At 71.9% G+C, this 12,577-nt stretch carries 11 protein-coding genes; 6 read left to right on the top strand and 5 right to left on the bottom strand.

Annotated features, from left to right (window positions below):
* Positions 1-79: 79 nt before the first annotated feature.
* Together AB0D59_RS18620 and AB0D59_RS18615 are read left to right on the top strand one after the other, a co-directional pair.
* On the top strand, positions 80-670 hold the full coding sequence (locus tag AB0D59_RS18620; protein ID WP_362566047.1) for a TetR-like C-terminal domain-containing protein: 591 nt from the start codon (positions 80-82) through the stop codon (positions 668-670).
* Complete coding sequence (locus AB0D59_RS18615) at positions 663-1,343, top strand: alpha/beta fold hydrolase (RefSeq protein WP_362566044.1); 681 nt, start codon at positions 663-665, stop codon at positions 1,341-1,343. The genes AB0D59_RS18620 and AB0D59_RS18615 overlap by 8 nt, the downstream gene beginning before the upstream one ends.
* A 16-nt stretch (positions 1,344-1,359) precedes the next feature.
* On the opposite strand, the gene AB0D59_RS18610 is transcribed toward AB0D59_RS18615, so the two are convergent.
* The 5 genes from AB0D59_RS18610 to AB0D59_RS18590 form a co-directional block, all read right to left on the bottom strand.
* Positions 1,360-2,160, bottom strand: coding sequence for an ABC-2 family transporter protein (locus AB0D59_RS18610; protein ID WP_362566041.1), 801 nt, complete (start codon positions 2,158-2,160; stop codon positions 1,360-1,362).
* Positions 2,161-2,165: 5 nt separating this feature from the next.
* The gene (locus AB0D59_RS18605; RefSeq protein ID WP_362566039.1) at positions 2,166-2,969 is read right to left on the bottom strand and encodes an ABC-2 family transporter protein; all 804 of its coding nucleotides are present in this window, start codon (positions 2,967-2,969) and stop codon (positions 2,166-2,168) included.
* Between the two features lies 1 nt (position 2,970).
* Complete coding sequence (locus AB0D59_RS18600; protein WP_362566036.1) at positions 2,971-3,966, bottom strand: ATP-binding cassette domain-containing protein; 996 nt, start codon at positions 3,964-3,966, stop codon at positions 2,971-2,973.
* Positions 3,967-4,107: 141 nt separating this feature from the next.
* The gene (locus AB0D59_RS18595; protein ID WP_362566033.1) at positions 4,108-5,352 is read right to left on the bottom strand and encodes an ROK family transcriptional regulator; all 1,245 of its coding nucleotides are present in this window, start codon (positions 5,350-5,352) and stop codon (positions 4,108-4,110) included.
* Positions 5,353-5,493: 141 nt separating this feature from the next.
* Positions 5,494-6,747, bottom strand: coding sequence for an FAD-binding protein (locus AB0D59_RS18590; protein WP_362566030.1), 1,254 nt, complete (start codon positions 6,745-6,747; stop codon positions 5,494-5,496).
* A gap of 134 nt (positions 6,748-6,881) precedes the next feature.
* Between AB0D59_RS18590 and AB0D59_RS18585 the strand changes: the two genes are divergently transcribed.
* The 4 genes from AB0D59_RS18585 to AB0D59_RS18570 all read left to right on the top strand — a co-directional run bounded on the left by AB0D59_RS18585 (position 6,882) and on the right by AB0D59_RS18570 (position 12,548).
* Positions 6,882-7,889, top strand: coding sequence for a hydroxyacid dehydrogenase (locus AB0D59_RS18585; RefSeq protein ID WP_362566027.1), 1,008 nt, complete (start codon positions 6,882-6,884; stop codon positions 7,887-7,889).
* Between the two features lie 49 nt (positions 7,890-7,938).
* Positions 7,939-9,006: a LacI family DNA-binding transcriptional regulator gene (locus tag AB0D59_RS18580; RefSeq protein WP_362566025.1), complete on the top strand. Its 1,068-nt coding sequence runs from the start codon at positions 7,939-7,941 to the stop codon at positions 9,004-9,006.
* 123 nt (positions 9,007-9,129) lie between these two features.
* Entirely contained in the window at positions 9,130-10,449 is a 1,320-nt protein-coding gene (locus tag AB0D59_RS18575; protein ID WP_362566022.1) for a radical SAM protein, read from the top strand.
* A 584-nt stretch (positions 10,450-11,033) separates the two neighbouring features.
* Positions 11,034-12,548: a cellulose-binding domain-containing protein gene (locus AB0D59_RS18570; RefSeq protein ID WP_362566020.1), complete on the top strand. Its 1,515-nt coding sequence runs from the start codon at positions 11,034-11,036 to the stop codon at positions 12,546-12,548.
* Positions 12,549-12,577: the final 29 nt, after the last annotated feature.

Raw genomic sequence — 12,577 nt, 5'->3', positions numbered from 1 at the left:
CGTCTACGGGCGGAGATCGCCTGGACCCCGAAAACTAGGGGCTCTAGGATTCAAGCTAGGAACTCCAGGGAGGTGGCGCATGGCCCGTGCCGGAATCACCGTCGACCGGCTGGTCGCGGCGGCGGCCGAACTCGCGGACGAGGCCGGCTTCGAGCAGGTCACGCTGTCCGCGCTGGCCCGCCGGTTCGGGGTGAAGGACGCGAGTCTCTACTCGCACGTCAGGAGCCTGAACGACCTGCGGCACCGGATCGCACGGCTCGCGGGCGGCGAGCTGATCGACCGCATCGCCGTCGCCGTGGCCGGACGCTCCGGCAAGGACGCGCTCGCCGCCTACGCGGGCGCCTACCGCGCCTACGCCCTCGCCCATCCCGGCCGTTACGCGGCCACCCAGATCCGGATCGACCCCGCCCTCGTCGACCCGGGCGACCCCGCCATGCGCCGCACCGTCGAGGTCACCCACGGCATGCTGCGCGGCTACGGCCTCGCCGAACCCGATCTCACCGACGCCGTACGCCTGTTGCGCGCCACCTTCCACGGCTACTGCGCCCTGGAGGCGGGCGGCGGCTTCAACGCCCCCAGGGACGTCCGCGCTTCCTGGGACCGGGCGATCGACGCCCTGCACATCGCCCTTGAGAACTGGCCCCACGAGGAGACCGACCGCCATGCCTGAACTCCACTACGACATCGTCGGCACCGGACCCGTCCTGCTCCTCCTCCCCGGCGGCGCCGGTCACCCCATGGGCCTGGACCCGCTGATCGGCCACCTGGTACCGCACTTCACCGTCGTGACGTACGACCCGCTCGGCCTCGCCCACGGCCGCCTCGGCGAACCGGTCGCCGACCAGCGGGTGGCGGACTGGAGCGAGGGCGCCCACCGCGTGCTGGCGAAGGTGGCGGGCGAGGACGGGGCGGCGTACGTCCTCGGGACCAGTTCCGGCGGCATCACCGCCCTCGACCTGCTGGCCCGCCACCCCGGGCGGCTGCGGGGCGTGATCGCCCACGAGCCGCCGTGCGTCACCCTGCTGCCCGACGGGGAGCGGCTGCGGGCCGGGCTGATCGGGCAGTTGGCGGGCGGGCGCCCGGCCGCCGGTGAACCGACGCCCTTCGGAGTCTTCCTCGACCACGTCCTGCGCCCGTTCACCGCCTACCGGCCGGCGACCGGCCTGCCCCGCCTCACGGTGGCCGCCGGAACCGACTCCCGCGACCAACTCCTCTACCGGACGGCGGAGTTCGTCGCCCAGTACACCGGTGGCGCCTTCGCCGAGTTCCCCGGTGGGCACCTGGGCGCCGTGGAACATCCGGCCGCCTTCGCGGAGCGGGTCGGGGAGGCGCTGCTCGGCTGACGGCCCCGCCGGCCGGTCAGCCGTTCACCCCCGTGTAGTGGCCCAGCGCCCACCGCCACAGCCGGCGTGACGCCAGGTAGGCGAGCAGGCCGAGGAGCGGGGATCCGGCCGCCAGCCAGTAGGGGACGCCGGTCGAGTGACCGTGGCCGGTGAGGACCGCCGCCGGGAAGTAGGCGACGAAGGCGAGGGGGAGGCCGTAGGTGAGGAGGCCGCCCACCGCACGGGGGAGGACGTTGAGGGGGTAGCTGCCGAAGGTGCCGAGGAGATCCTCCAGCCAGCGGCCCCAGTAGTCGGCGGCCGGGTAGCGCAGCGAGGCGCAGGCCACCACGGTGAACAGGGCCGCCTCCAGGAGCATTCCGCCCAGGACCGACGCGACCAGGTAGCCGATGCGCCCCGCCGTCCAGTCCAGGTCGCTGCGGCCGAGCGCGCCCGCCATCAGGCCGGCCGCCACCGTCAGGTCGCCGATCGCGTTGGTGGGGAAGAACTCCAGCTGGACCTGGCGGTAGACGGGCAGCGGGCGCAGGAGATAGGCGTCGATCCTGCCCTCCTGGATGCTCCGGCCCAGACCGTGCACCCGGCCCAGGAGGAGCACGAACAGGCCGTGCGACAGCATGCGGGTCGCCGGGATCAGCAGGACGTCGCTGCTGTCCCAGCCGCCCATCCCGGCGAACCGGGTGAGCAGCACCGTCGCGAACACGATCACCGACACCTGCCAGACCGCGCCGATCGCGATCATCATCAGGAACTCGGTGCGGTATTCCAGCTGGGCGCGGAAGTTGAGGCGCGTGATGCGCCACATGATCCGTACGGCGTTCATCGGCCTCAGCCTCCTTGCGAGATCACACGGCGGGCGGCCCGCCGCCACACGAACCGGGTGAACAGATGGAGGGCCACGACCCACGCGGCCTGGACGCCCAGCTGGAAGGGGGCGTCCGACAGCGGGATGCGGCCCACGTACAGCGACAGCGGCACGCTCAGGGTCGCCTGGAAGGGCAGGAAGGAACTCAGCGTGATGAACCAGTGCGGGAAGTACCACAGCGGCGCGTACACCCCGGACAGCAGGTTCTGCGCGAAGACCAGGATCAGCATCGCGGCGGTGTTCCGCAGCGTCCAGAAACACAGCTGGTCGATGAGGAGCATGACGTAGTAGAGGACCAACTGGCCAAGGGCGAGGCTGAGGACGAACACGCCCGCCACCGCCGCCGACCCCGGCGGCCGCACGACACCGACCGCCAGACAGACCGCGTATCCGGCCAACGCCCAGGAAAGCCCGTACAGTTGCTCGCCGATCGCGCGCAGGGCGTGGTAGCGCCGGGGTGGCATCGGGCGCAGATACCAGTAGACGATCGTGCCGAAGTGCACATGCTGCATGACCGTGTCGCGGCCCGCGTACTGGTCCAGCTCCCGCAGCCGGGAGGCCAGGACGGCCATCACGGCGTACGTCACCGCCTGGCCGCGGTCGAGGCCCGCGGTCGTACCGGACTGGGCGTACAGGCCGCGCCAGAGCGAGGCCACCAGCACCACCTGGACGGCCAGCCGCAGCAGGACCCCGGTGATCCGGGGCGGGGTGTACAGCTCGCCGAGCGGGGTGACCCGGGCGGCCCGCCAGCCGTAGGACAGGGCCATCTCAGACCGCCTCGGCCTGCACGTAGGCCGCCCGCATGACGTCCTCCAGGTCGGCCTCGTCCACCGCCACGCCCGTCACCTCGTACCGCTCGATGACCAGCTTCAGCGCCTTGTGGACCGTGGGCGCGGCCGGGCCGTCCGGGCCGAACACCACCTGGGGGCCGTCCCGGCGCACCAGCGTGATGCCGGGCAGCGGGCCGACCGGGGTGTGCGGGTCGGCGAGGGTGGCGCGCACCTGCCAGGTCGAGCCGAAGGTGCGGCGGATCTCGTCCAGGGTGCCGTCGAGCACCAGCCGCCCGTGGTTGACCAGCACCACCCGCTCGGCGAGCCGCTCGACCTCGGTCATGTCGTGCGTGGTCAGCAGCACGGTACGGCCGCGCTCGGCCACCTGGTACCGCAGGAACTCGCGGACCTGCTCCTTCACCACCACGTCCATGCCGATGGTCGGCTCGTCCAGGAACACGACCGGCGGATCGTGCAGCAGGGCCGCCGCCAGGTCGCAGCGGACCCGCTGGCCGAGCGAGAGGTGCCGGACGCGGGTGTCCCAGAACGCGGACAGGTCAAGGAGCTGGTCGAACTCCCGCAGCCGCGCCGCGTGTTCGGCCTTGGGCACCTCGTAGATGTCCCGCAGGATCGTGAAAGACTCCCGCACCGGAAGGTCCCACCACAGCTGGGTGCGCTGCCCGAACACCGCCCCGATGTTGCGGGCGTTGCGCTCCCGCTCCTGGTACGGCACCACCCCGGCGACCCGGGCGTGGCCGGAGCTCGGGGTGAGGATGCCGGTGAGCATCTTGATGGTCGTCGACTTGCCCGCGCCGTTCGGGCCGAGCAGGGCGAGGAGTTCGCCGGGGGCGACGTCGAAGGTGATGTCGGAGACCGCGTGCTTCTCGACGCGTTCGGGGTTGACCAGGGATCGCAGGGCGCCGGAGAAGCCCGGGCGCCGGACGGTGGTGTGGAAGGTGCGGGACAGACCGCGGACCTCGATGCTTCCGGCCACGCTGGGGGACTCCCTCGTTCCGTACACGACGTACGGCCGGCCGGTTTGGAGAGGCCGACCGGCCGCGGATACGCAACGACGGTCGCAGAGCGCCGACGAGCCCGGCAATGGATTAAAGGACCCGCGAGTTGGACTAACCGATCACCGGGAAGCGGACGCGGTACGGGCCGGGCGCACCCCGTTGCGCTGCCCCACCGACCGCAGCGCGCCCTCCAGCGCGAACGTGGCCGCGCCGAGGCACACCGGATCGGTGGGGATGGGGGAGAGGACGATCTCGGTGGCGGCGAACGGCCGCCCGAGCGCATGGCGCCGGACGGCCTCGCGGACCTCGTCGAGCAGCGGTTCACCGAGCCTGCGGGCCACCCAGCTGCTGAGCACCACCAGTTCGGGGTTGAGCAGGTTGACCAGATTGGCGACCCCGGCGCCGATGTACCGGGCCGTGTCGCGTACCACCTGGACCGCGACCGGGTCACCGTCCGCCACACCCCGCGCCAGCGCCTCGACCGTGGCCGTCTGGTCGTCGGGGTGCAGCAGCGGGCTGTCCGGGCTCGACTCGCGCAGGTTCAGCATGATTCCGGGCGCGCCGACATAGGTCTCCACACAGCCGTGGTTGCCGCAGTGGCACGGCCGCCCGTCCAGGACCAGCGTGGTGTGCCCCCACTCCCCGGCGCTGTTGCTGACGCCCCGGTGCAGTCCGCCGCCGAGGGCGAGCCCGGCGCCGACACCGGTGCCGAGGTTCACCACCACCGCGTCCCCGCGCCCGCGCGCCGCCCCGAACCACTGCTCGGCCACCGCGCAGGCGCGCAGCGGATTGTCCAGGTGGAGCGGGTAGGCGATGTGTTCGGACAGCAGGTCGAGCAACGGCACGTCGTGCCAGTCCCAGTTGGGCGCGTACTCGGCGATCCCGGTGCCCCGCTCCACCTGCCCGGGCACGCTCACCCCGACACCCAGCACCCGCGCGCCCTCCACCCCGGCCTGCGCCACCACCGAGCCGACGGTGGCGGCGACATGGCTCACCACCTGCTCGGGCCGGTGCTCGCCGGGGCGCATGTCCTCCTCGGCGCGGGCCAGGACGTTCAGCGCGAGGTCGAACAGCTCCACGTGGACGTACGTCTCCGCGATGTCGACGCCGATCAGCGCGCCCCCCGAGGCGTTGACCGCCACGAGTCCCCGGGGCCGGCCGCCCGCCGAGTCCTCGAAGCCGACCTCCGTGATCATCCGCAGGTCGAGCAGCTCGCCGACGAGCGTGGCGACCGTGGCCAGACTCAGCCCGGTGACGGACGCCAGCTCCTGCCGGGAGGTGGGAGACTCGGCGATGATGTGCCGCAGCACCTCGTATCGGTTCGCGGTGCGGATGTCACGTGATGTGTGCTTCACACGGCGCAAGGCTATGGGCTGCGGCAGGCTTTCGACAAGGTATTAGGATAAGGGCTTTATTAAGTCCGTCGACGAGCTCCGCGAAGCCCGTCGTCCGCCGTCGGCCGCCGTCGCCTGCTGTCGTCCGCTGTCGCCCGCCGTCATCCGTCGTCATCGGCCCAGCGCATCGTGTACGAAGGGATTGGCGAACTTCCCCTCGGGGTCCAGGGTCCGGGCCAGTGCGCGGAAGTCCTCGAGGCGCGGGTAGCGGCCGCGGAGCACCTCGCCGGGGACGGTGTGCACCTTGCCCCAGTGCGGGCGCGGCTCGAACGGCGCCAGCGCCTCTTCCAGCCGGTGCACGGCGGGCAGTACGGCCGCCAGGTCGTCGACCCAGGTGAAGTGCAGGGCGACGGAGTCCCGGCCGTGGGCGGGGCTGAGCCACTGCGGATCGGCGGCGATCGTCCGCACCTCGCAGGTCAGCAGAACGGGGGAGACCGCCTGCCGGACGGCGTCGACCGCGTGCAGTGCCTCGACGGCCGTCGGCCTCGGCAGCAGGTACTCCGACTGGAGCTCGTCCCCGCTGCTCGGCGTGAACTCCGCCCGGAAGTGCGGCAACCGCTCGTGCCAGGGCCCCGGCACCCCGAACTGCTCGGTGCAGTTGCCCGCCGGCATGCCCGGCACCGGGTGCATCGCCTCCGTCGCGGGCGCGGCCCAGCCGAAGTCCACCGCGGCTTGGTCGGTGCGCCGCTTCACCCACACCTGACGGAAGCCCGGCTCCCGCCAGTCGGTGAACAGGCTCACGCTGTATCCGGCCCCGGACACGGCCGCGAAGTCCAGCCCCGCCAACGGCAGTTCGACGTACACCGTCTGCTCGACCCGGTACGCCGGTTCCAGGTCGAGGGTGAGCGCGGTGACGACCCCCAGTGCGCCCAGCGAGGTCACGGCACCCTCGAAGCGGGCGTCACCGCGTGCGATCGTCTCCGTCGAACCGTCGGCGAGGATCAGCTCCACCTCCCGCACGGGCGCCGCGAGCGACCCGTTGGCCACCCCCGAGCCATGGGTGCCGGTGGCCACCGAACCGGCCACCGAGATGTGCGGCAGCGAGGCCATGTTGGGCAGCGCCAGGTCGTACGCGTCGACCGCGCGGGCCAGCTCGGCGTACCGCACCCCGCCCGCGACCCGGACCGTACGGGCCACCGTGTCCACCTCGATCACCGGCGGCAGTCCGGCGATCGAGACCAGCAGGCCCTGCGGACCCGGGTCGGCGATGCGGTTGAAGGAGTGCCCGCTGCCCAGCACCCGCACCCGCGTACCGCCCGCCACCAGCGACCGGAGCGCGTCGAGCGAGTCCGGGCGGTGGAACTCCTTGGCCGTGTACGTGATGTTGCGCGCCCAGTTGGTGACCGTCTGCGCCGGATCCGTCATCGCTGTCTTCCCATCCCTGTGGCCCCCGCCGCTCGTCCGCCGGAGAGTGCATGTGCATTGACCCTCTCATTCGCCGAGACCTACGGTAGAGACCGGTTGCTATCCGCGCGTCACCGAGCCGGAAGGTCACTTCCTTGCCCGAGCGTCCCCAGGCAGTGTTCGCCATGACAGCCCAGAACGTGCCGCACCTCTTCCCGCCGGAGGTGCTCGCACGACTGCGCGCGTGCGTAGAAATCGATCCCACTCTGGTGGTGGACGACTTCACCGATCCCCGGGCCCGGGAGACGCTCGCCCGCACCGAGGTCCTCGTCACCGGCTGGGGCTGCCCGACCCTGGACGCGGCGGCCCTGGACGCGGTGCCCGCACTGCGCGCCGTGCTGCACGCGGCCGGCTCGGTCAAGGGCTTCACCACGCCCGAGGTGTGGAAGCGCGGCATCCTCGTCTCCTCGGCGGCCGCCGCCAACGCGCTGCCCGTCGCCGAGTACACCCTCGCGATGATCCTCCTCGCCGGAAAGGACGTCTTCGCCTTCCGCGACCTGCTGCGCACCCGGCGCACCTACCCCTACGGCGGCATCGTCCCCGGCATCGGCAACTTCCACCGCCGCGTGGGCGTCGTCGGCGCCTCCCGCATCGGCCGCCGCCTCATCGAACTCCTTCGCCCCCACGACCTGGTGGTGAGCCTCGCCGACCCGTACGTCGACGAGGCGGAGGCCGGCCGGCTCGGTGTGCCCCTGCTGCCCCTTGACGAGCTGCTGGGCACCTCCGACATCGTCACTGTGCACGCCCCGCAGACCCCCGAGACCCGCCGTCTCGTCGGCGCCCGCGAACTCGCCCTGATGCCGGACGGATCGGTACTGATCAACACCGCGCGCGGCTCGCTCGTCGACCACGACGCCCTGGTCGAGGAGCTGCGCACCGGCCGCCTGACCGCGATCCTCGACGTCACCGACCCCGAACCGCTGCCCGCCGGCTCCCCGCTCTTCGACCTGCCCAACGCGTTCCTCACCCCGCACCTCGCCGGCTCGCAGGGCAACGAACTGGCCAGGCTCGGGCTCACCGTCGTGACGGAGGCCGAACGGCTGCTGGCCGGCGACGGCCTGCGGTACGCGGTCGACCACTCGGTCCTCGAACGGGCCGCGTGACGGCCGTCTCGTAGGGTGACCTGAACACATGACGAAGGAGAGCCGAGCGGTGGCGAAGCGGACACAGCCGGCGCCGAACGGGGACGCCTCGACGGTACGGGACGTGGCCGCGCGGGCCGGGGTCTCCGCGTCGACCGTCTCCCGGGTGCTGGGCGGCACCTACCCGGTGGCCGCCACGACCCGCGCCAAGGTCCTGAAGGCCATGCGCGAGCTGGACTACGTGGTCAACGCGCATGCCCGCGCGCTCGGCGGCGCCACCAACAAGACGGTCGCCTTCGTCGTCGACGACGTCACCGGCCCGTTCTACGCGCACATCGCCCGCGGGGTCGAGGAGCAGGCCTCGGCGGAGGGCCGGCTCTGCATGCTCTGCACCACGCACGGCGACCCGCGGCGCATCCTCGCCGTCGTCGAGACCATGCGGGAGCAGCGGGCGGACGCGGTGATCGTGGTGGGCGGCGCCCTGGAGGACAGGGCCTACCACGACCGCATGACCCACTTCGCGCACGCCCTGGACCGGGCGGGCTCCCGGCTCGTCCTGGTCGGCCGGCCACCGCTCGGCCCGGGCGTCCCGGCCACGGTCGTGGACTACGACAACGAGGGCGGCGCCTTCGCCCTCACCAGCCACCTTCTCTCCGGCGGCCACCGGCGCATCGCCTACCTCGGCCGCGTCCCAGGCCTCTCCACCAGCGCCCAGCGCATCGCCGGCTTCACCCGCGCCCATGAACTCCTCGGCCTCACCCCCGACCCGGACCTGATCGCCGACGGCGTCTTCTCCCGCTCCTACGGCTACCAGGCGACCCGCGAACTCCTCACCTCGGGACGGGAGTTCACGGCGATCTTCGCCGCCACCGACATGATCGCCACGGGCGTGGTCCAGGCCCTGCGCGAGTCCGGCCGCCGTATCCCCGACGACATCGCGGTCGCCGGGTACGACGACATCCCGGTCGCCCGGGACGTCTACCCGACGCTCACCACGGTCCACGTGCCCCAGGAGGAGCTGGGCCGTGCCGCGGTCCGTCTAGCGCTGCACCGCGACGACCTGCCGGACGGGCAGCACCTGGTGCTGGGCACGCATGTGGTGCTGCGCGAGTCGACACGACGGGCCGGCGGCAGCTGAGGAGAGGGGCGAAACCTCCTGAAGGGGGATGAATCGCACGGCGTGAGGGGACCCGGCACGGCCGGCGAACGAGCGGGGGCATACCGTGAGGAGTCGAACGCCTGAGTCGGAAGGAGACACGGGATGGGCAGCCGTACCGCGCTGGTCGAGGATCTGATGGAGAGGTTCCCGCACGTACCGAGGGAAGCCGTCTTCAAGGAGGACCTGCTCCGGGGCGGTGTCGCCTTCGATCCCTCCGCCCTGAGCGACAACGAGAGCGGCGAGGTCAAGCCGAAGTCGTACTTCATCTTCTCCTTCGACCACGGCACCCTGCCCGAGCTGGGCGAGGCCGCGCTGCGCCGGCCCCCGGAGGAGATCATCCTCACGGGCGGCCCGTACGACCTGCGCCGGACCGTCGTGTCCGTGCGCGTGAACCCCACCTCGCCGTACCGGGTGGCCGCCGACGAGGAGGGGCTGCTCGGGCTCTACCTCGACGGCAAGCGGATCGCCGACGTCGGGGTGCCGCCGATGCCGGAGTACTACCGGCACAAGCTCGCCAGCGGGAAGTCCGTGATGGAGGTCGCCCCGACCATCCAGTGGGGCTACCTGATCTACCTCACGGTCTTCCGGGTCTGCCAGTACTTCGGCGCCAAGGAGGAGTGCCAGTACTGCGACATCAACCACAACTGGCGCCAGCACAAGGCCGCCGGCCGGCCGTACACGGGAGTCAAGGACGTCGACGAGGTCCTGGAGGCCCTGGAGATCATCGACCGGTACGACACGGCGAAGACCTCCACCGCCTACACGCTCACCGGCGGCGCCATCACCTCCAAGCTCCAGGGCCGTGACGAGGCCGACTTCTACGGCATGTACGCCAAGGCCATCGAGGAGCACTTCCCGAACCGCTGGATCGGCAAGGTCGTCGCCCAGGCACTGCCCAAGGACGACGTCCAGCGGTTCAAGGACTACGGCGTGCAGATCTACCACCCCAACTACGAGGTGTGGGACGAGTACCTGTTCAAGATGTTCTGCCCGGGCAAGGAGCGGTACGTCGGCCGGGACGAGTGGCACAAGCGGATCCTGGACTCGGCCGAGATCTTCGGCGCCCGCAATGTGATCCCCAACTTCGTGGCCGGTGTGGAGATGGCCGAGCCCTTCGGCTTCACCACGGTCGACGAGGCGATCAAGTCCACCACCGAGGGCCTGCGCTTCTTCATGTCGCACGGCATCACGCCCCGCTTCACCACCTGGTGCCCGGAGCCGACGACCCCGCTCGGCAAGGCCAACCCGCAGGGCGCCCCGCTGGAGTACCACATCCGCCTGCTCCAGGCCTACCGCCAGACGATGGAGGACTTCGGCCTGTCCTCGCCCCCCGGCTACGGCCCGCCCGGCCCCGGCAACGCCGTCTTCTCCGTCAGCTCCTTCATGGACAGCCTTCCCGCGGAGGAACCGACGAAGGTGTAACTCCCCCGGCCACCGGCACAGGAGGGCGTCAGGCATACTGCCGGCGCCCTCCCGGGCATTCCGGGGGGAGGGGCGTCGGCCGGGCCGCCCACTCCTCCTCCCGCGGCGACCGCGCTTACCCCCGGGCCTCGATATGCGAGGGACCGAGGAGGACGGTGAGTCGGAATGCGGTTGCGGTGCGTATAGGAGGTCGGAGTTGTGGGCCTCGGTGGACACGAACGCGTTCTCCGGCCGGACCGCGATCCACGGTCATGCACCCGCATCGGCCGTCAGCGCTCCTTTCACCCGGTACGGTGACCGCGAGGATCCCGCGTGGTCGGCCTGCCCGGTGCGGGCGCCCGACGGGCGGGCGCGGGTGGTGGCCGAGGCGCGATCGGGCAGCTGAGCACGGCGGTTGACGTGACGCCGGGGGCCGGTGGTACGGGTGACGAAGAGGATCCGTGGCACGACCACCGGTAACCGGTTTTGAATATGCCGCTTGTCAGTTGTGCAGGAGACGTGAAAAGCTCGGGTCCTGCCGCGAGGTTCCCCCCAACTCCATTGCCGATGTGGTGAGTTGACCTCGCTTTCGATGCAGGAGACCCATGCCCGACCTGCCGATCCCCCAGGACGCCGCCGAGGCAGCGCTGTTCTCCGAATGCTGGGACGCAGTGCTCTCCTACGCCGACCTGTGCACGTCCGGCTCTCTGACGGCCAATCAACTGGCCACCGAGGCCTTCGCCCTCGGTATGCGCGAGGCCCGTGACACGGACTTCACCCCCGCCCGCAACGTGGGACGGCGCGCCGCCCGGCTGCCGATGATCCCGCTGTTGCTCACCGCCGTCCGCAACACGGCGGCCGGTTGGGAGGCCGAAGGGCTGGGTCACAAGCTCGACCCGGACCTCAGGCTGTGGCTCAACTCCGAGAAGGCCGCGCGTTACACGGGTCCGCCGTTGCAGCGGCCCGTCGCCCTGCGCGGCCTGCGCGACATGCAGGAGGCGGACGCCTCACTGCTGTGGCTGGCCGAGGTGGAGGCGCTGCCGCTGCCCTCGGTGGCACGCCGGCTCGGCCTCGACCCGGCCGTCGCCGCCCAGGAACTGGAGCAGGTGCGCGGTCTGTTCCGGGACCGCTGCCATCGCGCGCACGTAGACACACCGATGGCCGCCGAGTGCCGCAGCTACGCCCGCCTCCTGGACGCGGTCACCCGGTCCGCCGGGGCCGACACGCCCGAGGACCTCTCCCGGCACCTCGCCACCTGTGTGCAGTGCGCCGAGGCCGCCGCCTGTCTGCGGCTGCACGGCGGCGGACTGCCCGCGGCGCTCGCCGGCGGGGTCATCGGCTGGGGCGGCCTCGCCTACCTGGAGCGCCGCCGCCGCGCGACCGAGGTACGGCTCGGCACGGGCCGCCCGGGCACCGGCGACCACGACGGCGGCGACCCGAAGGAGGGCGCCGGCCGGGGCCGGGTGCTGCGCCACGGGCTGCTCGGCGCCGCGGTCATGATCTCGCTGGTGGCGCTCGGCGTGTCGATGATGCCGATGGGCGGCGGCTCCGGCGACGACACCGCCACCGCCTCCCACGACGACCGCCAGCCGGTCGCCGACCCCACCTCCGCGCCGCCCCCGTCCACCGACCCGCCCGCGACCCACAAGTCCTCCGCCGCACCGTCCTCCTCGGCCACCACGCGCAAACCGGTCGACGAGAACCCCGACCCGGAGCCCCAGGGCACCTCCACCGCCACGGCGGGCACCGGCGGCAAGGCCACCGCCTCCGCCGCTCCCGCTCCCTCGCCCACGGAATCCGCGGCGGCCACCTGCCAGGTCTCCTACGACCTGGTCAACCAGTGGACCGACGGCTTCCAGGCCACCGTCACCGTCACCACCACCCGGGCCCTGTCCGGCTGGCGGGTCCAGTGGTCCTTCCGGGACGGCCAGAAGGTCACCCAGATGTGGGACGCGCGCGTCAGCCAGAGCGGCGGCCGGGTCACCGCCGACGCCGCCGACTACAACCAGTCGGTCTCCGCGAACGGCACCCTGTCCTTCGGCTTCCTCGGCACCTGGAGCGGCAGCAACTCCTCGCCGTTCGCCTTCACGCTGAACGGCGGCTCCTGCTCGTCGAGTTGAGCAGGGCCGGGCGGTACGACCGGCGGCCG

The organism is Streptomyces sp. NPDC048417, from assembly GCF_040651615.1.
Taxonomy (GTDB): domain Bacteria; phylum Actinomycetota; class Actinomycetes; order Streptomycetales; family Streptomycetaceae; genus Streptomyces.
This window is presented reverse-complemented; position numbering and strand designations above follow the sequence as displayed.

Excerpts from the sequence above, each read along its gene's own strand:
- AB0D59_RS18620 (WP_362566047.1), top strand. The coding sequence starts at position 80 with ATGGCCCGTGCCGGAATCACCGTCGACCGGCTGGTCGCGGCGGCGGCC.
- AB0D59_RS18615 (WP_362566044.1), top strand. The coding sequence starts at position 663 with ATGCCTGAACTCCACTACGACATCGTCGGCACCGGACCCGTCCTGCTC.
- AB0D59_RS18610 (WP_362566041.1), bottom strand. The coding sequence starts at position 2,160 with ATGAACGCCGTACGGATCATGTGGCGCATCACGCGCCTCAACTTCCGC.
- AB0D59_RS18605 (WP_362566039.1), bottom strand. The coding sequence starts at position 2,969 with ATGGCCCTGTCCTACGGCTGGCGGGCCGCCCGGGTCACCCCGCTCGGC.
- AB0D59_RS18590 (WP_362566030.1), bottom strand. The coding sequence starts at position 6,747 with ATGACGGATCCGGCGCAGACGGTCACCAACTGGGCGCGCAACATCACG.
- AB0D59_RS18575 (WP_362566022.1), top strand. The coding sequence starts at position 9,130 with ATGGGCAGCCGTACCGCGCTGGTCGAGGATCTGATGGAGAGGTTCCCG.
- AB0D59_RS18570 (WP_362566020.1), top strand. The coding sequence starts at position 11,034 with ATGCCCGACCTGCCGATCCCCCAGGACGCCGCCGAGGCAGCGCTGTTC.